Here is a 25,902-nt window from a genome sequence, read left to right on the forward strand (position 1 = left end):
AAAGAAATAGCGGCATTTCATTCAGCGGATATATTAAAACACAACTTACAATAATACCTCTCGCTCATTAATTCCTGCCTGGAGCCGGGTAAAGCGGGTTTACCGCTTAAAGGCCCGGCCGGCAGAGATTGCCAGCGCCCGTTCGAAAGCGACGCGCCCTGTTCCCGCCGGCCAGGACTCAATGGATTGCAGCGGCGGAGTCATTTGCCGCATCGCCGCCAGATCGGCACGTCCCACCAGCCGTCCGTCATCTACAGGTTCGCATTCCCTCTCCCGCCAGGCTATATCTTAGACACCTTTCTTCATACAGGAGTGAATAAGATGGGCAAAAAGATTCTGATGCTGGTGGGCGATTACGCCGAAGATTACTTGAACAAATTTATAACTAACTGATTTAAAATAAAATTAATTAATAATTACCTAAAATATGTACTTAATTATGTACTCACAAACCTAAACAATCCATTTGACTAGTAATCATCTCTCGCTGAATACTGTATATTCAACCAGCACAAAGGTGATTATCATGCGTGTAGAAATCAGCATTGCCAAAGAGAAAGCCGCGAAAATGCCAAAGGGGTCAATGGAGGCCTTGAAAGACGAAATGACCCGTCGAATCAGCAAGCAATATGACGACGTTGAAGTGATCGTGAAAACGGCCAGTAATGATGGACTGAGCGTTTTGTGGGCGACTGATAAAGAAATCGCCAAAGAATTTGTAGAGACCACTCTAAAAGACGCTTGGGAGACGGCTGACGACTGGTTTGTGTGTTGAGTTATGGGTATAGTGCGCCCCGACTGTACGGCATGAACACCTGCAGTTACCCTACTCGGCAGGTCTTGTATACGGCTGCCGGGTGGGTTTTTACATCAAATCCTCACCCAGCCTCATGCAGTATGCTATCCGGGAAATCTTTATAAATCGTCTTCACCCCCTCCGAGCACATAGGCCACAGACACAATGTTTTAACTGCTCAGACCAGAAATATCTGGAAGCTTTAGGCATATTCTTGGAAGATAGACGAGCGCAAAGACGCACACAGCAATAATGTCATGAAGTTTTTTCCCCTGAGTGTGCCTGCTCCGGGGATTTTTTTATCAAACAGGACTGGCATCCTGCCTCAAATCGTTAATCGTGTGTGGCTACGCCGAGAACTTCCACATCTTCCAGCGCCTCACCTTCAATGCTCTCGCCTTCGGCTGTGATAAAAGAGCTGCCCATCAATTTTGCAAACTGCAGTTCGCCAGCCAGGCGGATAAGCAGGACGCTTCCTTGCGTCACTTTTAACGACAGGTCAACTGAGTATTTTCAGCGATTCCGACAGTAACGGTAACAGAAGCGGCATTTTCATCGAGAGAAAGAGACTTTACCTGCCACAGAGCTGACAAGTTGAGGATATGTGCATAGAGGGACTTTTCGTCCATGGTGGTGACCTCTGGCGATTTAATACGCCATTATCATGCCTTCAGCCACCACAACAAGGGAAGACCCATGGATAAACAGTAATATCGATCGGTAGATTTGATCAAGGCGAAACGGCTCACAGTTTTGTAAAGCCACTGTTGGCGCTGAAATTTTAATCTGGCGGCTTCGTTTATGGGTGACTAACCTCAAATTACCCACCCCGTAGCCAGCTCAGAGAGGCGCGGTTGAGTCATTGCCCGGTCGCCGGGCTTTTTTCATTAACCCCGCTTTACTAATTCTTGCCAAAAACCAGACGTAGTGGCAAGATCCGCACGTTGCGATTATAGGAATATACTGATGTTAAAGCTGTTCGCTCGCTACGCTTCAGTTGGGGCGGTTAACACTCTCATTCACTGGATAATTTTTGCTGCTCTTTACTCACAGGGCTTCAACCAGTCGATGTCAAACTTTGCGGCCTTCTGTTGCGCGGTAACCTTTTCATTTTTCGCAAATGCCAAGTGGACATTTGACGCTGAGACCACCACGTTTCGCTACATAATTTATCTTTTCTTTATGGGCGGCATGGCATCTACAGTTGGAATGTATGCGGACAGGTCGCACTCCAGCCCTGTTATTACGCTTATTGCTTTTTCTGCCATCAGCATGGTGTGTGGATTCATTTATTCAAAGTACATTGTTTTCAAGGATAGAGGATGAAAATATCCCTTGTCGTTCCGGTATTTAATGAAGAAGACGCCATAACCATTTTCTATAGGGAAATCCGTCATTTTCAGCCCTTCCAGGGGGAAGAGGTTGAAATTGTCTTTGTAGATGACGGTAGCACTGACTTCACTGCTGTTCTGATGAAAGAGATGGCGCAGGAAGATAGTCTGGTCAAAAACATATTCTTTACTCGCAACTTTGGTAAAGAAGCTGCGTTATTTGCTGGGCTAGCAGAGGCCAGCGGCGAGGTGGTAATACCTATAGACGTGGACCTTCAGGACCCGCTGGAAGTCATTCCGCGCATGATTGAGAAATGGCGAGAAGGGGCTGATGTTGTTCTGGCAAAGCGCATGGATAGGTCTTGCGATAGCTACCTCAAGAGAAAAAGCGCTGAATGGTTCTACCATCTTCACAACTTAATCAGTAATCCTCAAATTGAAGAGAACGTAGGCGATTTTCGTCTTATATCCCGAGAAGTTGTCGAACACATCAAGCTGCTGCCTGAGAGAAACCTTTTTATGAAGGGGATACTATCCTGGGTAGGTGGTAAGACAGATGTGGTTGAATACGTAAGAGCCGAAAGAGCCGCAGGAAAAAGTAAGTTTAATGGCTGGAAGCTTTGGAATCTGGCGCTTGAAGGGATAACGAGCTTCTCCACTTTCCCGCTGAGAATGTGGACGTATATCGGACTCTTCGTAGCCGGTTGCTCATTTTTTTATGGGGCATACATGATTGTGGATACCCTTTGTTTTGGCAATCCGGTGAAGGGATATACATCGATAATGGTATCGATGCTATTCCTTGGCGGCGTTCAGCTGATAGGTATTGGAGTGCTCGGCGAATACATTGGCCGCATTTACATCGAAACCAAGAACAGACCAAGATACATTACTAAGTCAAAGGAATGACATCTATATGATTTCAATTTTTAAAAAGCAACCGCGCACATTCTCTTTCATGTTTTTCTGTGCTTTGATTGCACTTTATGTGATGCCTATAATCTTAACGGGCAGGCTCTACATTGATGACTTGGGTCGGACTCTGTATGGATATTCCGGATGGGGGTTAAACGGCAGGCCGTTAAGTGATGCAATAATGCAGTCTATGAGCTTAGGCGGTGAACTGCTAGACTTGTCACCACTCAATCAAATATTAAGTGTTTTGATACTTTGCATTGCCCTGTATTATTATGCTGCAAAATTTTTTGGCGAAATTAGCTTTATAGGATCGCTTGTTATATGCTTTCTGTTCATAGCAAATCCATTCTACATTGAGAACCTTTCATACAGATTTGACTCTTTAACAATGGCTTTGAGCATGGTGTTACTGCTAATTCCATACTCAGTTGCCAGCAGGCGATACATAAGCGACCTATTTTCTATTCTTATGATTATAGGATCTCTTTCTCTTTATCAGGCATCAATAGGTCTGTTTGCTATTCTGGCTTTGATTGAATCTATTACGGCTTCGAACAAAGGCAACAAACATATTGCTTCAATGATAGCAAGAAGGGTAATGCAGCTGTTTATAGCCTTCCTGATATATAAGACATTCATATCTTCTTACTTCGTTAAGGATTACTATAACATAACTCACTCTGAAGTTATTAAGTTAAGCCATGAATCCTTATCGGTGCTTATTGAGAACATCAAAAGCTTCCTATGGTTTTTGAATAGCTATTTTCATAGCATGCCTGTCGCATTAAGGGTTTTAATCCCCTCAGCAATTGCATATTCAACAATTAAAATGGCTTATGAAATCTATAAGATAGGCTCAAAAGATAATGCTATAGCTCTTTTAATCCTGATATTATCACCCTTTTTAGTTCTGGTATTTTCAATAGCACCTATGGCAATACTTAAAAGCCCAGTTTTTGCACCAAGGGTTCTTCTCTCTTTTTCTGGTGCAGCTATGTTTTATGCTTTCCTGATGCTGCGAAATATAAAAAGCCCTGTAATTTTGACTTTTATTTTCGCTCCGTTAGTTTGGATTAGCTTTGTTTACAGTTACTCTTTTTCCAATGCGTCCAAGAGCCAGTCCATAACTGATGAGATAATAGCCACCTCCGTATTTCAGGAAACATCTCACCATGAATTTAGCCTCAAATACGTTACTGTTAATGGAGAAATGCCTAAGTCAAGGCAATTGCTCATGGCGGAAAATAAACTACCGCTTATGTCAAAGCTCGTTCCTGTTTACTTGAGTTATGACTGGGTTTGGGGAGCGGAACTTCTAAATCACTATGGAATGAATTTAGAGTTCAAAGTATTAGGAAGTGAAAAGAAAAATATGATATGTAAAAGCACCCTGATCACCAAGGGAAGCATTTACTCACTTTACTCATTCAATGATATTCTGATCATTGATTTTCTAAGAACTAAGTGCTGAGGATGCCCCGGCTTAAGCCGGGGTGAAATTTATATGGCTGTCGGCCAGTCAATATCAGGCGCCTTGGAAGTATCAACCCGGCTTAAAAGCACGCGATATTTTTTCAGTGTAGTTAACTGTGTTCTTTCTTCATCTGTCGCCATGTCTAGGTCTACCGCATCCTGAAGTATGGAGATCGTCTGGCTTGCTTCAGCTATAAGGTTAGCCTTTTGCTGCTCAGCCTGAGAAATCAAATCTTCTTTTGGCACCTCAGGTGGCGGTGGCGGTGTGAACTTGCCTTTTTTATAGGTCCACCCGATACCTGCGCCACTATCCCCGGTTTTAACAGCTTCCATTCCCTCTGGTGGCGCCCATTCCGCCTCTCCGTCCCACAAACTTGTGCTGACCACATTCCCTTCAGAGTCGATCACTGCATACACTTCTACGGCCATTATGCGTACTCCTCAATAATTGCAATTCCCGACCTGCCCGCAGCGCCAGCATTTACGGGCTGAGACGGTCCGTTTGCACAGCCAGATGCGCCGGAACCGAATCCGCCTCCTGTATTGGCGTTATTGTTAATAGCAGGTATCGACCCACCCACACCTAACTGGCTGTTCGCACCGCGCGATCCCGCAGCGTAATTGGTTGACACCGCAACAGCAGCTTCGGCTCCGGGGCCAGATGAGCCAACTATATTCCAGTTGGTTGGGCTATTTGAGTTTGTATTTGCCACGGGCTGGAATGGAGGGGTAGCCGGTCCTGCTGGCAATCCCGCCTTGCCGCCAGGTGCTGAGATAAGAGTACCTACGGATGTTGTCCCGCCATCCCCTCCGTATGGTGAAATTGCTGTGCCCCCCACGCCGCCGCTACCAATCGTCACCGTGGCCGATGATAATGCTGATACGTCGTAGATACCCTCAGCATATGCACCTGCGCCGCCGCCATTGCTTACAGAAACCTGACCGGTACCTGTAGCGGGAGCCGCTGAACTCCCGCCACCTCCACCAAGAACCCTGATCTTCCATTTTTTTGCGCCGGCTGTTTTGGTGACAGATCCGTTAGCGGTGAATACCTGAACGTTTAAAAGCCGCCCCGGCGTAAGAGCCGTCATACCTGATTTAAGGTTCGCAAGAATGGAAGCCGTATTTCCATTATCAAGAACATCCACACCTGCAGAATCTGAGATGAATTGCGCAAGGACCGACGCCATAACCGTGCTCTGGCGTAGGGCTTTATTTATCTGCGCGGAAGAAGCTTTACCAGATGAAAATCCGCTTACTAACGCAGCAAGGGCTAAATAATCAGCCTGAGAAATTACGTTTGCGCTGTTTCCAGTTGCAAAAGCTTTAAAATCATTGGTAGGCATTATAAATCTTCTCCCCAGTTACCAGAGTCAAATCCGGATATATATTCGTTATCCACATCAAAACCAAAAAAAGAATCGCCACCATTTGACGGCATCTGTATTTCCCTCACCTTTACACCCGCAGCTTTAACGGTCATATATCCGTTTTGTATAGCCCACCATAATTCAGCATTAACCTGATCGATGGGATTCAGGTCATAACGAGATGGAACGTAACCGGGAGGTAATGCGATGAATGGCCCCTTATTAACTGCGCTATCGAGAATCATCCTGTCAATTTCACTGATAACAACCGTAGGGTCAGGAAGTATCCATATAGAAATGGACATATCCTGATTATCGACAATTGCCATACGAATACCCGATCCTGTCAGGGCATTGTCGAGAATCTCAGGCAATGTGTCGTTCTGCCCGTTCCAGTTATTTATAGCAATTTTGACTTTTAGCACCAGTCGATAAACTTCGTCACTCAGGTCAAGAAACCCATCATCAGGATCGAAAGGTCCCTGCCAGACGCCCTGGTCCCAGCCAAGTTTCTCTGTATCCCACGAGAAATACACGCCAGAGATAGGCGCCCTGACCCTGCGCTTGCGGCCTATCCATTCACCCAGAATATCCAGCTGCTGGCCGATGGCGGTATCAATGTCGAAATCCTGAATCATGCCTGTCATTGCGGCTGAAACGTCGATTAACGGTCGCGTTGAGAGGTCAATGTGTGCAAAAAACTTAGGTTTCCCTGCGTGATAGTTCGTTATCCTGTCAGTGTATTTACTCATACAGACACTTCCAGATTAATGTCCGCAACCCTGCAGGATGCGGAGTGATCGAAAGCTATTACGATATTGGTCGCAGCCACTCCTGCCGAAGATGTCCCAATCAGCAATTCGGTAATGTCGTAATACCGGGCATTGCCTCCACTAACGACGCCCAGGTTAGCCGGTGAGTAAACGCGACTGAGAAGAACGCTGGCGCCGATTGCCAGAGAGTTAATGTAGGCAGATACAGCCGCCTTTATCTCTTCGCCGACGTGGGATGTGTAGCCCGTAAGAGGCTCGATAGTGATTTTCACGTAAATGGGCACATCGACCGGCCTTGAAAAACCTACCGGGTGAGGGTTTCCGTACTTATCAGGCACAACAATCACCGTACTACCGTAGGGTGTTACGCCCTGCCCTTTCACACCACGAATGCTGTTTGCAATGACCGTAGCATCACCACCTTCGACAATGGCCGCGATCGAGCGCGGAGGCAGGCCATTTGCATCAGTGGTATCTGTATCGTTCTCATACAGCTTGTGTCGCGTTACGCCGCTGATATTTGCTATCGCACCATCTACCGCCTCAAACGGCGTCAGAGACGGTAAAGCAACGCTCTGTGATTGCCGGACACGCAATTCATCATTTGTTTCGGCAGCAACACCTACCGTGGCCGCTTGCGGGTTAGTTACTGATACCCAGCCACGTGTCGGGGTGTTTATCTTATTGACTGACCCGGCAGGGGCCGCCACAGCGCCAGCAACAGAACACGTCGCTGTAGCAATAACCGTCCCATCAATACCAATTGTCACCTGAGCAGGAAGATTCCAGATGATGCCGTTGGCATCTTTCACAGAGCCGTTTGTGATTAACGTTCCGGCCTCACCTTCGATCAGCTCATCGACCGTAGAGTTTGTCGCAGCCCGGCGAGCGATGCCGTTAATTTTGACGTTACTGGTTAATGCATCGTCCAGCGCCGTCGACGGAGAAAATGACCGGTAAACAGAAATGGCCGTGTTGTTGGCATCGTGAATGGCCAGAGCCACCAGAGCGACCATCTGGCCGTCTTTGCTGTCCGGGTCGAGATAGGCATCACTGCCATAAATCTGCTGAAAATAGCCGGTGATGGTGTCCAGAACGGTCTGATAGTCGGGCGCACTTATCCCCTCAGCGGTTACCGTTGCCGATAAGCCGAGTGTGTCGAGGTCCAAAGACATTACGCCTCCGAAGTTACTGTGGTTGTCCCGTAGATGGTTTCCACCGTTGCTGTGAACGTTACACGGCGCGTGGTGCCGTCAACGGTGGTATTAAATGCAGTGATTGAGCTAACCCCCTGCGTTTCGAGGATCCGCTTACGGATAGCGAGGTTGTAGGTATCCGGCTTTTGCTTACCCAAAACGGACTGAATCCACGGGGTTCCCTCCGTGGTATCGAGGAACCACTGCCCATACCAAAGCAGAAAGCGCGTTTTAATGGCCTGCGCGACAGCCTCGGGGGAGTTAACCAGCCAGGTATCATCACCCTGACCGAAGGTGTAATCCCCATCGTCATCTTCTCGACGGTATCGCATATCACCCTCCGAGTGGTGCTGTACTGCTGCCACCAGACTCAACGCCACCATGCGTATGCTTATCAACGATTGAGCCATCCACCAGCTGCAGGCGGCCGTCCGAAAGAATTTTAAGCCCGTTCAGGTTAAAACCTCCCGGCGCCGTGCCGTTGATAGCTCCACTGGCAGGATTGAGGCTCAACTTTGTTTCCCCGTCATCACTGCGCAGCTCTACCGCACTGGTGCTGATACCGCCGATTTTCTTCGCCTGAGACTGCGGGCCGACAATGCAGAAGGCATCAGATAAATCATGCATGCGCTCGTCTACTGGCTCCTGAATACCTCCACTTTGCCACCAGAAATCAATGCAGCGGTCGGCAAAGATAACCAGGCACTCATCACCTTCTTTGATCGGGAAAGTCAGCGTACAGCCGCCGCCACGAGGAAAGACGACGGGAACATCCACCAGCAGCGGATAGTCCTTTGTGCTTTTGTTGCCGTCGTTGTCACGCTCGATGTAGCGGATCGCCGGCTGAACAACAGCCGTAATTGATGCGGGGTCGAATGACTGGATGATACCAGGTAGCGCAACGCGCAACTGTTCGTTTAGTGTCTTCCGTTCAGACGCCAGAACCTCCGCCAGCGCACCACTACGGGTTTTATCGGATACGGCCATTTGCTTTACTCCGGGCATTAAAAAACCCGCCGAAGCGGGTCTGTTTTATGTATTAGTAAAATCTAAGACGCAACTAATAGTTCTTTATTATTTTGGGCTTCTTCTGCTATCTCAAGAGAGCGGTAGTATTGCAATGCAGCGGGATCTGCAACGTATTCAACTTTACCGTGATGCTCCTCAACGCACTGAATTATTTTGTTTAAGTCCGTTTTAAAGAACTCTTTGCGAAGGTTAACCTTATTCATTCGCTCACTGCTTAGTTTGTTATGCAATGCATACTCAAGGGCTGGCGCATCGTCACAGCTAATCATTGCGTGCACATCGAATTCGAATGGCACGCTTGCTCCGCTTAGCTCACTTACTCGGTCGAGTGGCTCAAGGCGGCGCGTCATGCCTATTTTGAATACATTTTCACCAAATGAACCGATATTTGAAATGATATAAACATGGCCCTGTTTAGTCATCTGAGCCATTGATTTCGCTCGCTCATACTGCTTGTGAACGTCCTCAATCTCTTGCTCCAACTGACGGCGGGTTTCTTCTAGTTCCTGGCGGTGTTCTTCATCAGCAGCCAATAGCGCTTCTTCTACTGCTTTGCGCCGTGCTTCAAGCTCTTGCTCTTTGGCTTCAGCTTCTTGTTGCTGCCTTTCCAACTCTTCAGCACGCTGCCTTTCCTCTCGCATTTGACGTTTAATTTCATTCTGGGCGTCACGCTCATCCTGTGCAGCCTGCAGTTCCAGGACCTTATCCCTAAATTCTTTTTCTACCACCTTCCAGTCAGAATGGTCGCGTAGTTGGAAGAAATCATATTTAGCAATTAACGTCTGGTAAATTGCTTTTTCTCTTCTGATATCTTCTAGTTTTTTCTCGAAGTTTCTCAGAGTGACAGAAGCGAGAAGGGTCTTACGTTTGTATCGGTAGGTATCATCAAGAACCTTCTGTATCTCTTCTTGTGCTGAGTGGTGCTGTTCACGGAATATGGTTTCAAAATCAAACGCAAAATCGACAGCCTTACCGAGGATTTCCTTACTTTTTATCCTATTTATCTCGATAATCTGCCTGAGCTCGTTTTTCAGATTGTTATGCTCAACTTCACGAGCAATATCTTTATTCTTATACTTTTCAATTACTTCTTCTTTTTCTTCAATTTCAGCCGCCAGTGATTTTTGATTCCTTAGCTCAAGATACTCAACAACCTTTTTATGTTTGCTTATCAAATACCTATAAGTTATATAAGCACCTATAGCAGCCCCCACTCCTAAGACTATCAATATTGGATACAGCGCTTCCATTTACAGTTACCCCAGATTAACAATTAGAATCATCTGGAATATACAGGATCTAACCTTTAGAGCGCCATACCAAGGCGGCCTTATAGCTTAGCCAGAGACCTTTTTGCAGGGGAAGGAACCTATGATCTTCGGGGCATCCATGCTGTTTTGCAGTAGCTGGACGTTGAGGAATGCCTTTCCGTCGCGCTTTACAAACTCAAAGCCATAGTTGTTACCATCACGCGCAGGCATAAGGCCCATGTCCATTTTCATGTTCGCGTAGTCGCCACTCTTACCCAAAACTTTATTTTCTGAGATGTGACTGTTTCTCCGTTGATAACGGTCATTCCATCACCTGTCATCACATAATTTCCACACTGAATTGCAGCCATTACTGGGGTTGAAATCACCGAGAACAACGCCAAACAGAAAATTTTCATTAAAGCCCTCTTTCCCTCGCCGATGAGGAAACAAGATCCATCGCGCCACGCGCCTCACACATCATATCCATGTACCACGCCTGGCCCCTTGTGTCGCCAGTGTACATAATGCCACGGACAATATAAACGCCGTCAGTCGCAATACTGGCAGGCTGCGCAGTGGTGCCTTCAATGGTGATGTTTCCGTTGTTGTTCTGGTCGGTGATGCGCCCTTGCGTCATGGCGATATCGTTATTGCCCAGCACAGTGCGATAGACAGATGCCTGATTCAACTCTATCAGCCCGTTAACCCGGATGTTGGGGTTAATCAGGCAGCGAACGTTAACACCGCTGCCGATGGTTTGCTGTGGCATGCCGATAAGCCCGGTGGCGCTATTCAGTTTAATGGCATCGTGAACCACTTCATTTCTTGCGACCATTTCCCGTTTGCCATCAACAAACATCCAGTCAGCCTGGCATTGGTCGGCAACGTTATCCATCAGGTTGCGGGTCATGCCAAAAAGCACCCTGCCGCGAGGAAACACCGTTGCAGGCATTGCAGGGGTATTCCCTTCCGTGGCCCCGTTAGCGTTGAAGTCCTTCATGAGCACTGCATTGACGTCAGAGACCGTATAGCCAGCCGCCAGCGTCTGCGCAGTGATCGAGGTAGCGAATGCCCGGTCAGAATCAGCCGCCTGAATGAGGACAAAGCTATCAACGGGGTTATCTTTCCCTGTGATGGTGTACCGGATTTCCCCGTCGAAAATCAGTCCATAATTTCGACCGTCCATCTGCCCGACTTCATCGGGATTTACTGTCCTGGCGACGCCTACCTGGCTGGCGGGAACGTCAGCTGCAATGCCATCGTAACCAGCGATAACCCTAATCCGGGAGAATTCCTCACCGACGATCCGGTTTACGGTATCAGCTGCAAGGTTGTAGATTTTGAAAGTGCCTACACGCGTTTCGCTGCTCAGGTTAAACCAGTCGATATTAAACGTGACCTTGAAGCTACCAAAATCAGTTGCATTGCCTTTTGAGTCGACAAGCTGTAGCTCAAAGTGCCGCATCCAGTTCTGAGACATAATCACTCCGTTACTGCGTAAAGGTGGCTCTTAATGCCGAGGTCTGTTTCGGTAGGGTTATCATTTGCCGGATCGTCGCAATCAACATAAAGCGAGAATCCCAAACCGAGATAGCGATACTGCGCCAGCAGGTCAGCGCCAGTGATTAACGGGATGCCTTTTATCAGATCTGCGCCGCTGCTATCCATGACATCCAGGCACCAGAATACAGCCCGCCACGTTACCGCCATCTGCAAGCTCTGGCCCGCCAGCGATATAGAAAATTGCTGATTTTCCGGAGAGAGAGGAATTTCGCTGATTGCCATTTACCCTCCTGACACTACACCGCTTAATCGGCTCAGTATTGATTCATTTTTTTGCACTGGCGTTTTCACCCCAGAGTTCTGCATTGCTGACGTATTAGCCCCCTCCTTCATATCTGTTTTCGCTGCAACCTTAGAGTTGGTGGTGCTGGTAATAATGACTTCACGTAACGTCAACACAGCCGAAAGAACATTTTCCGTGGAGCGTTCGGTTGTGACTTCAATCGCCCGGATCAGCATGTTGCTGTAAAGCCGCTTGCCTGTTACCACATCGAACGGCACCCGGCTGTTCTGGAGATCCAGTAGATTCTGGTAAACCTCCCTCGGGCTTAATCCAGCACTTAGCCCAAAGGAAGTTGTGTCCAGCAAATCCAGCAATGAGCCGCCACCAGCAAAACCAACCTGCATTACAACTTCAGAAGGTCGGCGATAGGCATGGTCGGAAATTGCTGCGCCAACCTCTACGGGATGCTCGGTTATTTCAAGCGAGTCATCGTGCTTTTCCGAAATAACAACACTGGGGACTATCAGCCCGATCCGCCTGCTCTGCTGCTGAAAGAGAGTAGAAAGAATATCCATCATCCTGCTCCAGTTTGGTTATTTCTCAGCACCCTGGCATTAGCATCAAGCTGGCGGCGACTGACTTCCTGCCCAATTTCCTGAGCATTCCCGCCATAGATGTTGTAGGTGTTTTGCTGATTCACCTGCGCTCCAGCAGCCTGATGGGCAAGCGGGCTATTCCAGTTCGAATACCCCTCTTTGCGGGCCATAGACTGCATGAGCATAGCCATCGTATTGGGGTCGGACAGGTTTAATGCTGCCGTCGGCGATACACCCATCCAGCCAGCAACATCACGGGCATATTTGGCAGGATCGTTGTTATCGGCCGCAGGTGCCCAGGTGCTGGCGATATCCATGATAGTCTGCAGGCGGCGCCCGGTCGTTTTACCAGTAAAGTACCGCATGAGCTGGTTTTTCATGGCCTCCCAGCCTTCCAGCGCAGAACCAAACGCACGAAAGCCACCACCGCCTACGGGCCGAATATTGCCGGGGTTATTGTTGCGATCGGCAAGCGTGTTCTGCTCATGCTGATACCAGCCGCCATCACTGAAACGGGATTTAACCTCCTCCCAAAATCCCAGAACTTTACCTCGCGCATTGACTGCGCTACTGGTAACACCAGGAAGGGCGTCAGGTTGATCGCTGCCTTGTTTGAGAAGAGCCTTGCCAATATTTGCAGCATCCGACCAGCGACCGTCCTTGATAGCGTTAAGCAGGTCGCCGATCATACTCAGCATCTTGCTAAACTCACCCATCTGGGTAATGAAGTTGCTGAAATCCCATTTTAAAGACCAGGATTTAGGGTCGATATTGAGCAGCTTTGCCAGCGCTTTTCCGAGATCGAGGACAGTCTGTTTCAGGTCACCGATCATTTTCAGTGCTGCGTCTACTTCAGGCTTCCATTTCCCCCAGTCAACGAGGCTCTTACCGCCCTCCTTCCAGGTCTGGTAATCCTCCCATAGCAAAGCAATGGCAGCGGCAAGACCGAGAACCCACGTAATCGGCGATGCGAGCATAGCGCGGTTGAGCATCCACCACGCTGCGGTTAGCGCTCCAATAAGTTCGATCAGCTGCTGCGACTGTTTATCAAGAGAGTCCCACCAGTCGCTGATACCCTGACCCAACTGGATGAGGCGGTAAATTACCCGGCCTACCATCTCGCCAGCCCAGAGAATTCCTTTCACGGTACCGGTTATTGCGCCTTCAATTTTCGGGAAGTTTTCCAGGATCTGGCGACGCAGCCTGTCGAGAGAGCCAGTAAGGCCATCAGCGAGGCTGGAGCCTATTTTATCCCGCGCCATGCCTGCCATCAGCCCAAAAGAGCGCAGCGAGGTCATGAATTTATTGGAGCTGACGGCGGCCACATCGGCGTTATAACCGATCGCCTTCGCCATCGCGGTGTATTCGCCACTAAACTGGCCGATACCGCGACGCATTGCCATCAGGGTGTTTTCATCCAGCCCCAGCATTTGAGCGTACTGGTTCGCGCGGTAATACGGCATACTGCTAAGACGCTGGCCGACGCCGGTAAAGATCGTCGCCATATCCCGCATGTTGCCGCTGGCATCACGCGTTTGAACCCCCAGCCGGTTCAGGAAACCCTCAGCGCCGGGATTATTACGCATGAACCTGGCAAGATTTTCGAGAGAGCCGCGGGCCCCGTCGACACTGCCGCCAACCTGACTAACCGCATACCCAATCTGCTTAATGCCCTCCACCGTCGCGCCTGTGCGCTGAGAGGCCCAGTACAGGTCGTCGAGACCGCTGGCAATTTTCGCGGCGAATGCAACGACGGAAAGCGCCGCTGCCTCAACTTTGACGCCCAGCTCAATCGCTTTAAGCGTTATCCCGGCAACGACGGCATCGAATTTTCTGGCGCCAGCCTCATCAACTTTGAACCCAAGCGAGATCAGAAAGTCCTTGAGCGTTTCAGCGTTCATTATCCTCTCTCCATTTCGCTATGCGGTTTTCGTTATCGGCTTTCAGGTCAATCCAGTCATTCATACGGGCAATATCAGCCAGGTCTACTGACCCATCTTTCAGGTCGGTGTAATGGATGAGCCCGGCATCCACCGGGCGCATCAGGAAATCCTCACCCTCTGGCATGGATTCGAGGACAGGACCTATGGCTGGGTAGGCGTCCCGCTGCCGGGGAGTTCTTTCAAAAAATTTCCCAGGCTGTCGGCGACCACCCGCGCCACCAGCTGCAGCATCGTGAACAGGTCGATATCGTCGAACATCAGCGCGCCCTGATCGAAAATTTTCACCCACCCTTTTTCATGCTGGCGCATAACAACGCCCAGGCATGGATGAATCACCGCGTTAACGTCCTCTTCAGGCAGAGCTGCCAGCGTATCGGCAATCTTCGGCAGGACGATATCCAGAGCGTCGAACGCCCTTTTCTCACCGAAAACCAGTTTGCCCTCGCTGTCTCTGACCATCATGGATTTCAGCGTGCCAAAGTCAGAAACCAGCCCGGCCAGCACCGGCAGCAGTTTGCGGCTAACCTTCAACTGCTGGAAAACATCGAGCTTTGCGGTGCGGTATTTAACGCCTTTGATTTCAAATTCCATCTGTTAAAACTCCCCAAGCAGCTGATCAATCTTGCCGCAATCAAATACCCATGCGACTGTTCCGGCGACTTTCGGGTTATTCCAGTCAGGCTGTTTCTGGAAAGCACACGAACGCGCTGTAGCGGTGTCACCTGATACTTTGTTGCGAATGACGATGACGTTATTGCCCCACGTCGCCGAGGACAGGCTCTGTGCGTTGTACATCAGCGAGAGCTTTTTGTTTACCGGGGAGGTTTTCAGCAAAGTTACCGTGATGGTGCCGCTCTTTCCGGCGTGCAGGCTGTGCATCACCTCGCCATCGGCGCCGATGGTCATGGTGTTTTTGGCCTCTGTCATTGTGACAGTAATGCCCTCTTCGGCATTGGCTGAGCCGTAGCCAAGCTCAACTAGCCCGGTAGGCCCTGCGAGAGAGGCCGAAACATCAAGAAACGAATACGTAGACATCTATGGCTCCTTAGCGCACGACCGTGATTGCGACGGTACCGTAATGAACGGCTCCGGCCAGTTTCCCGGCAACCTGAATTGGCACACCTTTCCGCGCTTCGCGATCGACCTGAAGCTGGTCATCAACGTTTTCTGCCCAGGTGTAATAGCCCTTCGTCAGCATGTCACCGGTATTGAGCTGGCCAATCGGGCCACCAGTCCATTTACCCGGCGCAAAGAGACCGTTTTGCACAGCCTTATCGAGCACCAGCTCAATGTTGGCGATACGGGTTGTGGTACCGGCGTCGGTCTGGGGGATTTTGGTTGTGCTCGTATAGAGCGTGTTGTAGTCAGCCGTCTGCACGGCGTTCTGCAACCAGTCGAGGCCATGGCGCTCGTCGAAGAAATCGCCGTTTGCCATAACGCCTTGTTCAAGAATCGCTGTATCGTTTTCGTAGTACACGTAAACGTTGCAGTTCTTCGCTTCCAGGTTGTTAGCCTGCGAGGTGCCCAGGGTTTCGTAGGTAACGCCCGGCAACTGTTTAAACTTGAGGGTGATCGTCGTGTTGCTTCCAGTGAAGTCAACAGTAAACGCACGCGCAAACGAGGACAGCGCAGCATAGCGGCTGCTGGTCGAGTACTGGATAAAGGTACGGCTGTATTTCGCTGCTTTCAGTTTGGAAGCCAGATCCGTCGTGGTAGCCGCGTCAAGAATCGTTGAATCAGCCGAGGTAACGCCAAAGATGCGGGATACACTCGCGGCTTCGATAGCCGCCGCAACACTGATAATGTCGGTGTCGGAAGGGTAATCAGCAACCGGCACGGCAAGATGAAGGCCATACCATGAATTCCAGTCCAGCAAAGCGTTAACGGCCTGCAGGAGACTTTCTGCGCTGCCTGTTTCGCCCGTTGCCAGCGTTTTCGCCCAGCGACCGACATACACCAGAGTCGGCTGCGGTTGCTGGGAGAACCAGATAACAGCCGCCGCATACTCCTGACTGTCTACACCAAAGTCATCGCCGATATCATCAGCGCTGGAGTAAAGGCGCAGCCGCTCAGAAATCGGAATAACAGTTGAGTCGCCCAGGATGAGCATTGAGCCAAAATTGCGCCCCTGCGCGGCCCGAGCAGAAAGCGTCACCGTCACATTAGCGATACGGTTAAGGGGAAGCCCTTTTTCCATGTTAGTCTCCGGTAACTATCGTGACGTTAGGGTCAACGACAGATTTAACGTTGTAGGTACGGGTGTTTTTGCGGGAAAGGGTCACGGCAAGGTCATACCGGCGCACCCACTGGTTGTTGATCAATTCGGGGAGGTTTCGTATATCATCAGCGCTCACCAGCGACAAACCTGAGATTCGTCGCAACGTATCTGCGTTTTGATCTACAAACATTCCGTCGCGAAACCGCGTGGCCATCCCGGAACCGCCGGGGCCATAGAAACCGAAAAGCACCTGGATACTCTCCCATGACCATTGTTCGCTCTGCTCTTCGCTTACCTGGACATTTGCAGGAGTGCCGGGACGTAAGAGCGTGGAGAAGTTAAACCCGCACCACGTCTCACCGTTCGGCGGTATTTTGGACTGGGGATCGGTAAACCGGGGCAACACCAGGTTAACCGCAATCCCCGTCACGCCTCTTACCCAGCGACTCAGTTGCTTTTCCAGCTCCTTATCGTAATCAGGAGCATCCCCAGCGGGGGTTAGATACCCAGGCTCTGTGCTGTCGTTACTCAACGGGAATCCCTCCGTTAAACTCCAGCAGTTCGCAATGTGCCTGCACAAACCCGGCACCGTATCGGGTGTACGGATCGACAAAGGTCACGCGGTACCGTCTGCCGCTGTATAAAACGATATCAGCGTCGAGTTCTGGCGTTGAGTCACTGGCAGGCATCCCCTGAGTTAGCCTGAACTGGGTAACAATGAGGATGGCGCCATTGATGTTTTGCCCGGCGGCCATTCGCTTAGCCTCAAGCGAGCGATCGACGGTTACGACACCAGAGAACGGAATAGCCTGCGCGGTATTAGTCGGAAAATTATCTTCGTCCACCGTCTGCACCTGGCGATAACACACCAGAGACTGGTCGACAAAGTCCGGATCAAGCAGGACATCTGTCACATCGAGAAAAGGCATTATTTTTTCCTCACGACGTACTGTATCGCTCTGAAAAGGAATCCGCGGGCACGCAACGGCTTATCGCCAGGGATAGGCGGTTTCATTTCTCTGCGCTTCTTGATGGTCTTTTCAGATAGTGGGGTCAGCCGATCGCCTGCCTCAATGACAGCCTTTGAGGCATCACGCGCAATCTGGCCTGCGGCTTCAAGATGCATCGACGCCACATCTGCCTTACCTTCAAGCGCAGACTGAGCGGCCAGCTTTAAACGCTCGGTCGTTTTATCCCGGGAATCCTCAATACCCATGTCCAGAAATGGCCTTGGCGGCAGAGTAACGGTCTCACCGTCTATCTCTACGGTTGCCCCGGTGGACTGGAGATACCCCAGCTCAGCGTTGCTCAGCGGCGCATCATCGCGCGGAGGGCCTGCCGGGATACCAACCAGCACATCAGCGCCTGACAGCTGCTTCAGCGCATCCAGAACGACGTTGTAATTGTCTTCCCGAATTGTGAGCCCGCTTTTCATTCCGGCGTCCCCAGTTGAACCGCACCGGCACCAAACATCATCAGGTATTCCCAGAACTCCGATCCGTAACGGGAGTTGTTCCAGAAACCGGCATTAGGGTCCAGGGTTGCGCTTGCGTCATAACTGGCTGAAACCTTATCCACTGATTTCGCGGTCTGTATGCCGCTATTTACGCCACCAGCAGTACCCACAGCTACACCACGCATATCGGCGGCGTAAAGGTACATGTAGTGCGCAACATACAGCCCGACGATGTAGGGAAAGATATCTACGCCAAAGCGCGACTCACTCAACATGGCATCAGCAAGATTCAGTCGAGTCTGGATCATTGGCGTGGGGTACTTTGTTTCGTCAGCGAACTGCGGAAAGGTTAACCTGAACTGCTCAGGCGTCGGCAGACTTTGATTTCTTGCCATTATCGGTAGTCTCCGGCAATTGCGCTTCGAGTTCAGCAATACGCGCTTCTTTCTCGGCGATTTTTGCTTCCAGCTCAGCAATGCGCGGGTCTTCTGCGACCGCTGGCGCTTCGCCATCCGGAGAACAGTGCGCTTTTACGAACCAGTGATCAGCAAACGTGTCATCAACGTCGTGGAAGCCAACCGGGAAATGCTTTTGCTCTTTGCCGTCGTTGAAGTTAAACGGGGAGAGTACGTAAATCTTTTTCATTGCAAGTCCTCATGAGCGGCCCTTTCGGGCCGCCGCAGGTTAGATGCCGTCGACGTAGGCCAGAGTTTCCGGATAAACCGGCTCTACTGCACCGAGCTTGCCGTAATAGGTTACGAGCTGATACAGGCCACGATACTGGATCGGCACGCTCATCAGCGGAACCATCGGGAAGCGAACGTATTTCTTGTCGTTGGTGTAGAACATCATGCGATCAGAGTTCGACACGCCACGACCTTTCGCCCATTTCACCGGACGGATGTTCAGAGGACGCCCGTTCTGGTGGTATGCGATGGTGTTGGTTTCCAGATAGGTCAGCAGGGACTGGTTACCAGCGCTGGATACGATGGTGCTTGCCAGCAGAGAGAACTGCTCCGGCGGGATCAGCAGGTCCGTCGGTACCATGGAGTAAGCCGAGTTGGCCCACGCTGCACTCAGCCCGGCATTAATGCTCGCCCGGATTTCGTCAGCGGTGGAGGTCGCCCAGGTCTTCGCTGCGTTGGTCGGCGTTACCTGCGTCAGGTTCATCAGGCCTTTAACGTTCAGACCGGAATCGCCGATATAAACCTGCTCGTCCGTGTCCATGTTCCACTTCAGCTGCATGCCGTCGTACTTCTGCGTGTCGATCGGGCGACCAACCTGCGCAGCTGCCTGCAATTCAGGAACGGTCCAGCCAAGCTCCATACCCCACAGTGTGAGCGGGAAGCCATTTTTTGCGATGTCGACGTTAAGTCCAGCCATCGCGGTCGCGGCTTTGCTAAGCCAGTTTTTGCCGTTGGCATTCGGCGTACCGGCAGCAGCAAAAGTGGTGTTAGTGAACGAGCTGATCTCATCAGCAATAGACACGTCTTCACGCAACTGGATATCGCGCGACCAGGTGAAATTCACCAGCGGCAGATTCAGTGTCTGATCGAGACGCTCCAGCTCATGGACAAGAAAGGCACCAGTGCCGTCGACTGTCGCCTGGTCAAATGTCATTGGCATTTGCGATTTCCTTAAATATTGAAGGCCAGCTCAATGTTGCCGCTGGTGTCGCCAGGGCCATTGAAGTAAGCGTTAGTGATCTGGACGGTATTCGAGCCATCAGCGGCGGCAAGGAACGCGCCGAGAGGGCTTGAGGCGGATGGTGTGGCCACTCGCATGTAGACCGGGCCATGCAGCGCAACGCTGGATGCATCCGCGCCGATGTTTACCGTGACGTAACCACGGACCAGGCAATCGCCGGAGAAGTTTTTACCGCTGCCTACCTGCTGGACTTTATCCGGCTGGCTGGCGGTCGGATACGGACGAACGTAAATGCCCACCAGCACCGACGCTGTATCGCTCGCAGCGATTGGCACAAATTTCCCGGAGGAAATCTTGCCGCCAAGGCCGTAAGCGGGGAAAAGGTTGGAGGAGTCCAGCAGTTGAGGTTCAACCGTCAGATCCTGCGGACGAGAAATTGCCCCGGCGATGCCCGCTGGCATCCGGTAAAGAAATGTATTACCCATTGGTTAGCCTCGTTTAGACCAGAATTCCTGCGCGGCCTGATTCATACCGGCAATGGTTTTAACAGTGGTGGCAGTCTGCGTTTGCAGGCTGTCGACGGTTTTGGTATTGCGGTTTTTAGCCAGCTCAGAAACAGCTGTGAAAGCCATATCCACCGTGGCTTTTTTCAGCTTGCTGATATCGGCATCACCGACAATAGAGCGCACCAGAGATTGATCGGCAGAGGCGAGCACCTGACGCTTGAATGCTGTCGGCTTCGCCTTTTCTGGCAACTGGATACCAGGCTGAATCAGATCGGCGCGGTAAGCGGCATCGCCGGTAAGCTTACCCTCTTCTTCCTTTTTCTCCTCTTCGTCCTCGGCATCGCCGGTGCCAGGAGCGGTTGCCGCAGGCGTAAGCTTGGAAACCGCCTCAATCAGCGCCTTACCCCATGCAGGAATCTCTTCCTCGCCATCGCCGGTACCAGGCAATGCCGGGCCGGGAAGCGGATTTTGCGGCGCAAGGTTAATGATCACTCCGCCGGGTGTCATAGAGGTCGATACATCGTTATCGCCCGTGACATCATCAGGCGGGTTATCAATGAGACTTGCCATTTCGGCAGCGTCCCCGGTTTTACGGGCCTTCAGGAGCCGGGTAAACCAGTTTTTAGTAGTGCTTGGCATAGAATCCCCTATTGCACAACGGAAACCGGCCCGCCCGTTAGGGACAAGGGCCAGATGGTTAGCGGTAATCGCAGATTGCTTTGCGAGACCAGGTGAAATCTGTTCGTAATCGGCGTCGTACCCGCAGCTGACCTCGTCATCACCATCATCAATGGCTTGCAGGGCTTCCGGGGTTTTGACGATGACATCAGCCAGCAGCAGATCGGTCTTTTCGTCCGTGCCGCGCCGTACGTTCTGGATGTGGCCGTGAGCCAGTTGGCGCCAGTTATCAGGGGTAACAAAGATGATCTGCCCGTCAAAATCTCGCGGATGGCCGATAGTGACTGCCATGCCTTCGAATGACGCCATGGCTCGCTCGCTGAACACCTCTTCTGGTGCCCGGCGTACGATGACCTTCCCCCTGTCGTTTGGGACAAGCTCAGGCCGCTCTGTGGCGTCGTACTCCTGCTCACCAGTCCTTGCGATCGGGACGTCCTTAAACAGGACTGACCCATCAGCAAGTTGAAAGCGGGTATTACCCAGGCGGGTTTTAAAGAAATATTTCATGGGTTACCTGCTGAATTGCGGGTATTGAAAAGGCCGCTCATTGGCGGCCTGTTATTTTTTTGGTTCTGGGATCTGCACTTCTGGCCAGCAGTCGCAGTTCGGCAGGCATCCGGCGTGGCCGGTCATACCATCAAGCGTCGGCGGGTTATCCCAGCGCACAAATTTATCTTTCATTCCTCGGTGCGATGTCCTGGTACCAGCCCCCTTGATGCGCCACCAGTACCCCTCAGAACCAACGGACAGTGCCCGAGCCTGAGTTAATGCGGTAGTGGCGCGGCCTATCTCAGTGCGGGCTATCATCCGTGCCCTGCTGGCCGCCACGTCACCGGATTGCATGATCATCTCGTAAAGCTGATCGGGGCGCTCACCATGGATGACAGCCTGTATCGCACGCTCCTGAATTTCCCTGACACGTCCGGCCGCCTCTAATGGCAGAGACTTCATGTAGCGAATCTGTCGGTAAACGATGTCTTGTGCCACCGTGCCGACAGGAGTGTTACTAATCACGTCACGCAGACCAGCGGATATTTCTTCCGAAACAGAGCGCCACTGATTCCACTCTTCTCGCTCCACCTGGGCAAACATCTTTCGACCGACCATTTCGGCCCAGTCGTCGATCACCCCGGAGTAGTCAACAAGCGATTTAGCAATGCTCTCAGCGCTTGCCTGTGAACCATCGTAGGAACCCGTGACGATTTGATTTATCTGGTCGACTATCGCCAGTAGGCTTTTCTGATACTGGGCCTCCGATCGGCGGCGGAGGGCTGGTTTCAGATTCAGTCTCCTGCCACTGTTTCGCCGCATTCTGGATATCCTCATCGCTAATTGAAGCACCGATGCCCGTAACGTCAGACAGCTCGCGCAAATCGGTCAGCGCAGCAGCCGGGGACATTCCCAAATCACGAACCGCGGTTGCCAGAGCGGTAGTCGTGTTGGTCGCCACCGTAGAGCGATCGGTGTCGCTCATCTGCCACAGGGGGTTAAACTCAAAGGTGAAATCTTGCGGCAACGGCTCGCCAAACTCTGAGCGATGCAGTACATCGAATAACAGGCGGATGTGAGGCCGTAAATCTCGCTCCTGAAGCGTTCCCACGTCGTCGTAGTAGTTCGCGAGGTCAGCGTCACCGGTTGAAAAACCCTTCGGTGACTGGCGGAACAGGCGGACAAGAGGAATGCCAACAGCGCCCGCGATATCCTCTTTAAACTCGCTAAGCAGGTCAGACAGGCCCGCGAAAGAATAGGAGTGGGTTTCAAAGGTGTCATCGGCATCAAAAAGCGACATTCCCTCATTTGTCTGGTACTGGCGAACTAATTCCATTTGTTTAACCAGCGCTTCGAATGGTTTACCGCCCACGGCGATAATTTCACGCAGCTTTTTAATCTTTGCCGTTCGCAAATGCGCCTTGTAGGCAAGCTGGGCGGCGCCGACACTGGTGCTATCGTAGGAAGTCAGGCGATCGAAGATGCGCTCGACAATGGACATCCCCCATTCGTTTTCGGTGATTTTCTGCTGGTACGGCAGTTTCACACCATCCATACGGATCAGGCGGCTGTGGTGAACAGTCCACGCAGGAAGCCCCTGCGCCGTTGTCACGATGTCATAGAATTCAGGCTTGCCGAGGTTAGGGCCAAGTGCCTTAATGCGCCTGGTGAGCTGCGGGTTAATCATCCAGCGGTCAAGTACAGCCAGACCTTTAAAACTGCCCTTGCCAACCTTATCCAGCACCAGCGGGGTCAGCGGTGCCTGACCTTCAATCAGAATCAGCGCCACCGCCCCGCCATACAGCCGGGACCATTTCAGCGTCTCGTTGATGCAATCCCAAAGCTGAAGCTCATCGAACCGCGATTCCAGAATGCCACGACGTTTCGGCTCAATCTCACTGGTGATCCGCACGCCCTTTTTGGTCATATCGTCCGCTTTAGAATCGACTGCGGCGCCAATAATCCAGGAGGAACGATAAGCCCACTCGATGAGCAGGCGGTTGCGGCTGGTATAGTTCGCCCTGTAGGTCGATGCGGCATGCTGGTTAGGCTGCTGCATACCGACACGGGCAACAAAGTTATCGTACGAATCCGCCGTGGCGACTCGTCCTGTTTTCTTCGCCATGGTGACTATTCTCCGGCTTTTTCGGTACTCGTGGCGGATAGGATAATTTGTTAAAAAATGACCCGATTTAACATAATGACTGTTACCCGCACCAGCCGGATCCCTCCCATGATGAAATGTCCGCCAAAGGCTTATTTATCTGGGTTAAGTGGCTAAAAGCGCGTGAATAAAACATGCATAAACAGGGGCGAAAAATGAATAGCGTTAATTTTGCGTGAAACGGTTATTTTCAGGTATTTAGCTGTTTCCCAGCGCTTCCCAGATATCCATTGCCGTATCGGTTGGAGCAAACGCCATGATGAAGGCGTCGGCCACGTTCGGCGATGGTACGTCACGCTTGGCGAGGTCTTTCTTGCTTTCCACCATCACGCGACCGTTTTTGTCAAAATCACGGTGAGGGGTGGTAAGTTCCAGCTTGAGCTTTTCCAGCAGCGGGCAGGATGAGTCGATGCTTATCAGCTCATCTACCGGGTACTGCTCACCGTTCTTAACCGCGTTGAAGGTATTACGGAAACGATCCGCTACCAGCCACCAGGCTTGCGCTTTGAGGTTGGCGAAAAAATCTTTGTTCGGGATGCCAATATATTCGTAGTCCGGCTCATTCACACCAGCGCCTGCATTAAATCGCTGATAGTTGATGCGGGATGCGTTCATGTTTTCGCGCTTACGATCCTCATTAATTTCTGAGAATTTAGCGCCAGCTGATGCCCCAACGCCGATTGAGTCGTAGACGATATCAGCATCGCGCTCCAGTGCCGCCTGATACGTACGCTGGCAGCTCTTCAGCAATTCGTCTTCTTTCGCCTTCCACTCATCCGCCCAGTACACGATGGAGCCGTGACGATAGACGTTAGCGCACTTATCGGCGCCGCTATCGGCGACGTCGAAGCCAATACGCTTGCGCCCGCTTGGCTCGAAATTCAGGACTTTGTGGGCATCAACGGCCGCCTCAATCCATGACAGCTTGATAATGGCCGCATCATCATCCGACTCTGGCACGCCTTCGTAGACGTGCTTAAACCCATCCGGATCCCGGCGCTTAGCGGCTTCGATAACCTTCAGCATGGTGTCGGACAAAAAGGGATTTTCATCGTAGTTGATTTTGCGTATCAGCGTATCTTCTGGCGGGTCGACCACAAAGTTACGCCAAACGAAATCAGTCACCAGTCCGGGGTTAAAGATAAACCAGCACTCTGAGCCCTCTTTACGGATTGTAGGCTCCAGTATCTTCCACTGGTACTCCGTCAGCGCGTGGGCCTCTTCAAGCCACAGAACGCTGATACCTTCCAGAGACTTAATCTCTTCAATGTTCCGCCAAAGCCCATAAAACACGAATTCAGACCCGGTCACCCGGTTAATTATTTTGTTGTTCAGAATGCGGAAACGATGCCGCAGGCCAAAGCGGTCAATCTGAATTTTGAGCAGGGTATACACCGACTCTTCAATTTTGTTCTGGATCTGACGCGCACAACAAAAGCGAAGGCTGTATTTATTCGACAGAAATATGGCGATGCCAGCGGCATCCCATGATTTTGACGATGACCGGCCACCATAAAGCACTTTGTTACGCGCCTGCGTCGTCCAGAAGCTACGCAGGGCCGGATTCAGCGTCGGTTTGGATGTCAGAGTAGAAGTCATTGAGGTCACGCTCTCCGTTGCCATCATCAATACCTGCATCACGGCGAAGACGATCGGCCTCCAGCGACACCTTATCAGTAGCAGCCTTGCGATAGTCTGTATCAGCAAATATTTTGCCTACCGTCGCAAGCGTCCCAACGATGGACTCAATACGAACGGTATTGCGCATCATCGCCTTCTCGGCGGCGCTGATATTTTCCATCAGCACCTTTCTTTCCTGGTCCCCTTCAGCATCTTCCAGCTTGGTCAACCACCGGCCAATATTCTCTGCGGCGACAAGGTTGTTAGCCCGAAGGCGAAATAATTCGTCTTCGAGTGTCAACGCTTTCGCGTCTTCAATGACCTCATCTTTAAGCAGAAGGCGGCGGGCGTAACCACCATGCTTTAACGCCTGCTGGTTACCGGGTTGGAAAGGGTTGGTCGGCGGATCGGTACGCACCCCGCGTATCGGTTTCGTATCTGGTGGAGGTTCGGCTTTTGGTTGCGTACTTTTTTGCGTACTTTTTTGCGTACGGCCAGCGCTGGCAGGCTTTTCGCTGGTACGCGCCTTACTCTTTTGCGTACCACTTTGCGTACCATTTTTGCGTACCTGCGTACTGGCCTTGCGTACCCAATCAAACTTTTTAGCCCTCTTCCTGATAGCCCCTTCAGTAACGCCGTATTTATCGCCTATATCACGGA

31 protein-coding genes and 4 pseudogenes are annotated in these 25,902 nt (G+C 51.1%); 4 read left to right on the forward strand and 31 right to left on the reverse strand.

From position 1 onward, the window contains the following. Positions 1-99: 99 nt before the first annotated feature. Positions 100-255: pseudogene (locus ABLV30_RS00005) on the reverse strand (NmrA/HSCARG family protein); the annotation flags it as partial. Between the two features lie 271 nt (positions 256-526). Between ABLV30_RS00005 and ABLV30_RS00010 the strand changes: the two are divergent. Beyond that, complete coding sequence (locus ABLV30_RS00010; RefSeq protein ID WP_019705237.1) at positions 527-775, forward strand: DinI-like family protein; 249 nt, start codon at positions 527-529, stop codon at positions 773-775. Between the two features lie 323 nt (positions 776-1,098). Here ABLV30_RS00010 and ABLV30_RS00015 read toward each other — a convergent pair. Both ABLV30_RS00015 and ABLV30_RS00020 read right to left on the reverse strand, forming a co-directional pair. Beyond that, positions 1,099-1,300: pseudogene (locus tag ABLV30_RS00015) on the reverse strand (hypothetical protein); the annotation flags it as partial. Then, positions 1,291-1,425: pseudogene (locus ABLV30_RS00020) on the reverse strand (ISL3 family transposase); the annotation flags it as partial. The pseudogenes ABLV30_RS00015 and ABLV30_RS00020, both read right to left, overlap by 10 nt. Positions 1,426-1,762: 337 nt before the next feature. On the opposite strand from ABLV30_RS00020, the gene ABLV30_RS00025 reads away from it, so the two are divergent. Genes ABLV30_RS00025 through ABLV30_RS00035 form a run of 3 tightly spaced genes read left to right on the forward strand, consistent with a single transcriptional unit; the run spans position 1,763 to position 4,516 of the window. After that, complete coding sequence (locus ABLV30_RS00025; protein WP_077253336.1) at positions 1,763-2,122, forward strand: GtrA family protein; 360 nt, start codon at positions 1,763-1,765, stop codon at positions 2,120-2,122. Continuing rightward, a complete protein-coding gene (locus ABLV30_RS00030) occupies positions 2,119-3,036 on the forward strand; it encodes a glycosyltransferase family 2 protein (RefSeq protein WP_032419947.1) in 918 nt (305 codons plus the stop codon). Before ABLV30_RS00025 ends, ABLV30_RS00030 begins: the two co-directional genes overlap by 4 nt. Positions 3,037-3,043: 7 nt before the next feature. Then, positions 3,044-4,516, forward strand: coding sequence for a glucosyltransferase domain-containing protein (locus tag ABLV30_RS00035; protein WP_032419946.1), 1,473 nt, complete (start codon positions 3,044-3,046; stop codon positions 4,514-4,516). 29 nt (positions 4,517-4,545) lie between these two features. Here ABLV30_RS00035 and ABLV30_RS00040 read toward each other — a convergent pair whose 3' ends face one another. From ABLV30_RS00040 to ABLV30_RS00175, 28 genes and pseudogenes are all read right to left on the reverse strand, one after another. Next, the gene (locus tag ABLV30_RS00040) at positions 4,546-4,947 is read right to left on the reverse strand and encodes a tail fiber assembly protein (RefSeq protein ID WP_032419945.1); all 402 of its coding nucleotides are present in this window, start codon (positions 4,945-4,947) and stop codon (positions 4,546-4,548) included. Next, positions 4,947-5,864, reverse strand: coding sequence for a hypothetical protein (locus tag ABLV30_RS00045; protein WP_130944435.1), 918 nt, complete (start codon positions 5,862-5,864; stop codon positions 4,947-4,949). The genes ABLV30_RS00040 and ABLV30_RS00045 overlap by 1 nt, the downstream gene beginning before the upstream one ends. Beyond that, positions 5,864-6,640, reverse strand: coding sequence for a DUF2612 domain-containing protein (locus ABLV30_RS00050; protein ID WP_032419944.1), 777 nt, complete (start codon positions 6,638-6,640; stop codon positions 5,864-5,866). Before ABLV30_RS00050 ends, ABLV30_RS00045 begins: the two co-directional genes overlap by 1 nt. Further along, entirely contained in the window at positions 6,637-7,836 is a 1,200-nt protein-coding gene (locus ABLV30_RS00055; protein WP_032419943.1) for a baseplate J/gp47 family protein, read from the reverse strand. Before ABLV30_RS00055 ends, ABLV30_RS00050 begins: the two co-directional genes overlap by 4 nt. Continuing rightward, positions 7,836-8,189, reverse strand: a complete 354-nt coding sequence (locus ABLV30_RS00060; RefSeq protein ID WP_004152573.1) for a hypothetical protein — start codon at positions 8,187-8,189, stop codon at positions 7,836-7,838. Before ABLV30_RS00060 ends, ABLV30_RS00055 begins: the two co-directional genes overlap by 1 nt. 1 nt (position 8,190) lies before the next feature. Continuing rightward, complete coding sequence (locus ABLV30_RS00065; RefSeq protein ID WP_032419942.1) at positions 8,191-8,844, reverse strand: Gp138 family membrane-puncturing spike protein; 654 nt, start codon at positions 8,842-8,844, stop codon at positions 8,191-8,193. A gap of 62 nt (positions 8,845-8,906) precedes the next feature. Continuing rightward, entirely contained in the window at positions 8,907-10,136 is a 1,230-nt protein-coding gene (locus ABLV30_RS00070; RefSeq protein ID WP_032419941.1) for a GIY-YIG nuclease family protein, read from the reverse strand. Between the two features lie 87 nt (positions 10,137-10,223). Then, positions 10,224-10,555: pseudogene (locus ABLV30_RS00075) on the reverse strand (hypothetical protein). After that, positions 10,555-11,619, reverse strand: a complete 1,065-nt coding sequence (locus tag ABLV30_RS00080; RefSeq protein WP_032692654.1) for a hypothetical protein — start codon at positions 11,617-11,619, stop codon at positions 10,555-10,557. Before ABLV30_RS00080 ends, ABLV30_RS00075 begins: the two are co-directional and overlap by 1 nt. Before the next feature lie 2 nt (positions 11,620-11,621). Further along, positions 11,622-11,849 carry a hypothetical protein gene (locus ABLV30_RS00085; RefSeq protein WP_075212099.1) on the reverse strand — a complete coding sequence of 76 codons (228 nt, stop codon included), beginning with the start codon at positions 11,847-11,849 and terminating at the stop codon, positions 11,622-11,624. 75 nt (positions 11,850-11,924) lie between these two features. Next, positions 11,925-12,500 carry a phage baseplate protein gene (locus tag ABLV30_RS00090; RefSeq protein ID WP_032419937.1) on the reverse strand — a complete coding sequence of 192 codons (576 nt, stop codon included), beginning with the start codon at positions 12,498-12,500 and terminating at the stop codon, positions 11,925-11,927. Next, a complete protein-coding gene (locus ABLV30_RS00095; RefSeq protein ID WP_049182556.1) occupies positions 12,500-14,422 on the reverse strand; it encodes a bacteriophage protein in 1,923 nt (640 codons plus the stop codon). The genes ABLV30_RS00090 and ABLV30_RS00095 overlap by 1 nt, the downstream gene beginning before the upstream one ends. Then, entirely contained in the window at positions 14,412-14,564 is a 153-nt protein-coding gene (locus tag ABLV30_RS00100; protein WP_032692658.1) for a hypothetical protein, read from the reverse strand. The genes ABLV30_RS00095 and ABLV30_RS00100 overlap by 11 nt, the downstream gene beginning before the upstream one ends. 41 nt (positions 14,565-14,605) lie before the next feature. Then, positions 14,606-15,055, reverse strand: coding sequence for a phage tail assembly chaperone (locus tag ABLV30_RS00105; RefSeq protein ID WP_000393949.1), 450 nt, complete (start codon positions 15,053-15,055; stop codon positions 14,606-14,608). A gap of 3 nt (positions 15,056-15,058) precedes the next feature. Continuing rightward, complete coding sequence (locus ABLV30_RS00110; protein ID WP_032692661.1) at positions 15,059-15,499, reverse strand: DUF3277 family protein; 441 nt, start codon at positions 15,497-15,499, stop codon at positions 15,059-15,061. Between the two features lie 10 nt (positions 15,500-15,509). Beyond that, positions 15,510-16,661, reverse strand: coding sequence for a DUF3383 family protein (locus tag ABLV30_RS00115; RefSeq protein ID WP_025269950.1), 1,152 nt, complete (start codon positions 16,659-16,661; stop codon positions 15,510-15,512). A gap of 1 nt (position 16,662) precedes the next feature. Further along, positions 16,663-17,214, reverse strand: a complete 552-nt coding sequence (locus tag ABLV30_RS00120; protein ID WP_032692666.1) for a hypothetical protein — start codon at positions 17,212-17,214, stop codon at positions 16,663-16,665. Next, a complete protein-coding gene (locus ABLV30_RS00125; protein WP_032692668.1) occupies positions 17,207-17,611 on the reverse strand; it encodes a hypothetical protein in 405 nt (134 codons plus the stop codon). Before ABLV30_RS00125 ends, ABLV30_RS00120 begins: the two co-directional genes overlap by 8 nt. Then, on the reverse strand, positions 17,611-18,117 hold the full coding sequence (locus ABLV30_RS00130) for a hypothetical protein (protein ID WP_032692670.1): 507 nt from the start codon (positions 18,115-18,117) through the stop codon (positions 17,611-17,613). Before ABLV30_RS00130 ends, ABLV30_RS00125 begins: the two co-directional genes overlap by 1 nt. Further along, positions 18,114-18,533 carry a DUF4054 domain-containing protein gene (locus ABLV30_RS00135; RefSeq protein ID WP_032692671.1) on the reverse strand — a complete coding sequence of 140 codons (420 nt, stop codon included), beginning with the start codon at positions 18,531-18,533 and terminating at the stop codon, positions 18,114-18,116. Before ABLV30_RS00135 ends, ABLV30_RS00130 begins: the two co-directional genes overlap by 4 nt. After that, entirely contained in the window at positions 18,502-18,783 is a 282-nt protein-coding gene (locus ABLV30_RS00140) for a hypothetical protein (RefSeq protein WP_032692673.1), read from the reverse strand. Before ABLV30_RS00140 ends, ABLV30_RS00135 begins: the two co-directional genes overlap by 32 nt. A gap of 39 nt (positions 18,784-18,822) precedes the next feature. Continuing rightward, entirely contained in the window at positions 18,823-19,764 is a 942-nt protein-coding gene (locus tag ABLV30_RS00145; protein WP_049182551.1) for a DUF2184 domain-containing protein, read from the reverse strand. Between the two features lie 11 nt (positions 19,765-19,775). Continuing rightward, positions 19,776-20,270 carry a bacteriophage protein gene (locus tag ABLV30_RS00150; RefSeq protein ID WP_049182550.1) on the reverse strand — a complete coding sequence of 165 codons (495 nt, stop codon included), beginning with the start codon at positions 20,268-20,270 and terminating at the stop codon, positions 19,776-19,778. A gap of 3 nt (positions 20,271-20,273) precedes the next feature. Next, positions 20,274-21,476, reverse strand: coding sequence for a DUF2213 domain-containing protein (locus ABLV30_RS00155; protein ID WP_032692677.1), 1,203 nt, complete (start codon positions 21,474-21,476; stop codon positions 20,274-20,276). A 51-nt stretch (positions 21,477-21,527) separates the two neighbouring features. Further along, entirely contained in the window at positions 21,528-22,076 is a 549-nt protein-coding gene (locus ABLV30_RS00160; protein ID WP_032692680.1) for a phage minor head protein, read from the reverse strand. Between the two features lie 55 nt (positions 22,077-22,131). Continuing rightward, positions 22,132-23,583 (reverse strand): DUF1073 domain-containing protein, encoded by a 1,452-nt coding sequence (locus ABLV30_RS00165; protein WP_032692682.1) that lies wholly within the window; start codon positions 23,581-23,583, stop codon positions 22,132-22,134. A gap of 237 nt (positions 23,584-23,820) precedes the next feature. After that, positions 23,821-25,221, reverse strand: a complete 1,401-nt coding sequence (locus ABLV30_RS00170) for a PBSX family phage terminase large subunit (protein ID WP_032692684.1) — start codon at positions 25,219-25,221, stop codon at positions 23,821-23,823. Further along, positions 25,172-25,660, reverse strand: a complete 489-nt coding sequence (locus ABLV30_RS00175; protein ID WP_021441335.1) for a hypothetical protein — start codon at positions 25,658-25,660, stop codon at positions 25,172-25,174. The genes ABLV30_RS00170 and ABLV30_RS00175 overlap by 50 nt, the downstream gene beginning before the upstream one ends. Positions 25,661-25,902 lie beyond the last annotated feature (242 nt).

This window comes from Klebsiella sp. CN_Kp113, from assembly GCF_040064585.1.
GTDB classification, from domain to species: domain Bacteria; phylum Pseudomonadota; class Gammaproteobacteria; order Enterobacterales; family Enterobacteriaceae; genus Klebsiella; species Klebsiella michiganensis.

Coding starts and splice junctions, on each gene's coding strand:
- ABLV30_RS00010 (WP_019705237.1), top strand. CDS start 527: ATGCGTGTAGAAATCAGCATTGCCAAAGAGAAAGCCGCGAAAATGCCA.
- ABLV30_RS00025 (WP_077253336.1), top strand. CDS start 1,763: ATGTTAAAGCTGTTCGCTCGCTACGCTTCAGTTGGGGCGGTTAACACT.
- ABLV30_RS00030 (WP_032419947.1), top strand. CDS start 2,119: ATGAAAATATCCCTTGTCGTTCCGGTATTTAATGAAGAAGACGCCATA.
- ABLV30_RS00035 (WP_032419946.1), top strand. CDS start 3,044: ATGATTTCAATTTTTAAAAAGCAACCGCGCACATTCTCTTTCATGTTT.
- ABLV30_RS00040 (WP_032419945.1), bottom strand. CDS start 4,947: ATGGCCGTAGAAGTGTATGCAGTGATCGACTCTGAAGGGAATGTGGTC.
- ABLV30_RS00045 (WP_130944435.1), bottom strand. CDS start 5,864: ATGCCTACCAATGATTTTAAAGCTTTTGCAACTGGAAACAGCGCAAAC.
- ABLV30_RS00050 (WP_032419944.1), bottom strand. CDS start 6,640: ATGAGTAAATACACTGACAGGATAACGAACTATCACGCAGGGAAACCT.
- ABLV30_RS00055 (WP_032419943.1), bottom strand. CDS start 7,836: ATGTCTTTGGACCTCGACACACTCGGCTTATCGGCAACGGTAACCGCT.
- ABLV30_RS00060 (WP_004152573.1), bottom strand. CDS start 8,189: ATGCGATACCGTCGAGAAGATGACGATGGGGATTACACCTTCGGTCAG.
- ABLV30_RS00065 (WP_032419942.1), bottom strand. CDS start 8,844: ATGGCCGTATCCGATAAAACCCGTAGTGGTGCGCTGGCGGAGGTTCTG.
- ABLV30_RS00070 (WP_032419941.1), bottom strand. CDS start 10,136: ATGGAAGCGCTGTATCCAATATTGATAGTCTTAGGAGTGGGGGCTGCT.
- ABLV30_RS00080 (WP_032692654.1), bottom strand. CDS start 11,619: ATGTCTCAGAACTGGATGCGGCACTTTGAGCTACAGCTTGTCGACTCA.
- ABLV30_RS00085 (WP_075212099.1), bottom strand. CDS start 11,849: ATGGCGGTAACGTGGCGGGCTGTATTCTGGTGCCTGGATGTCATGGAT.
- ABLV30_RS00090 (WP_032419937.1), bottom strand. CDS start 12,500: ATGGATATTCTTTCTACTCTCTTTCAGCAGCAGAGCAGGCGGATCGGG.
- ABLV30_RS00095 (WP_049182556.1), bottom strand. CDS start 14,422: ATGAACGCTGAAACGCTCAAGGACTTTCTGATCTCGCTTGGGTTCAAA.
- ABLV30_RS00100 (WP_032692658.1), bottom strand. CDS start 14,564: ATGCGCCCGGTGGATGCCGGGCTCATCCATTACACCGACCTGAAAGAT.
- ABLV30_RS00105 (WP_000393949.1), bottom strand. CDS start 15,055: ATGGAATTTGAAATCAAAGGCGTTAAATACCGCACCGCAAAGCTCGAT.
- ABLV30_RS00110 (WP_032692661.1), bottom strand. CDS start 15,499: ATGTCTACGTATTCGTTTCTTGATGTTTCGGCCTCTCTCGCAGGGCCT.
- ABLV30_RS00115 (WP_025269950.1), bottom strand. CDS start 16,661: ATGGAAAAAGGGCTTCCCCTTAACCGTATCGCTAATGTGACGGTGACG.
- ABLV30_RS00125 (WP_032692668.1), bottom strand. CDS start 17,611: ATGCCTTTTCTCGATGTGACAGATGTCCTGCTTGATCCGGACTTTGTC.
- ABLV30_RS00130 (WP_032692670.1), bottom strand. CDS start 18,117: ATGAAAAGCGGGCTCACAATTCGGGAAGACAATTACAACGTCGTTCTG.
- ABLV30_RS00135 (WP_032692671.1), bottom strand. CDS start 18,533: ATGGCAAGAAATCAAAGTCTGCCGACGCCTGAGCAGTTCAGGTTAACC.
- ABLV30_RS00140 (WP_032692673.1), bottom strand. CDS start 18,783: ATGAAAAAGATTTACGTACTCTCCCCGTTTAACTTCAACGACGGCAAA.
- ABLV30_RS00145 (WP_049182551.1), bottom strand. CDS start 19,764: ATGCCAATGACATTTGACCAGGCGACAGTCGACGGCACTGGTGCCTTT.
- ABLV30_RS00150 (WP_049182550.1), bottom strand. CDS start 20,270: ATGGGTAATACATTTCTTTACCGGATGCCAGCGGGCATCGCCGGGGCA.
- ABLV30_RS00155 (WP_032692677.1), bottom strand. CDS start 21,476: ATGAAATATTTCTTTAAAACCCGCCTGGGTAATACCCGCTTTCAACTT.
- ABLV30_RS00160 (WP_032692680.1), bottom strand. CDS start 22,076: ATGGTCGGTCGAAAGATGTTTGCCCAGGTGGAGCGAGAAGAGTGGAAT.
- ABLV30_RS00165 (WP_032692682.1), bottom strand. CDS start 23,583: ATGGCGAAGAAAACAGGACGAGTCGCCACGGCGGATTCGTACGATAAC.
- ABLV30_RS00170 (WP_032692684.1), bottom strand. CDS start 25,221: ATGACTTCTACTCTGACATCCAAACCGACGCTGAATCCGGCCCTGCGT.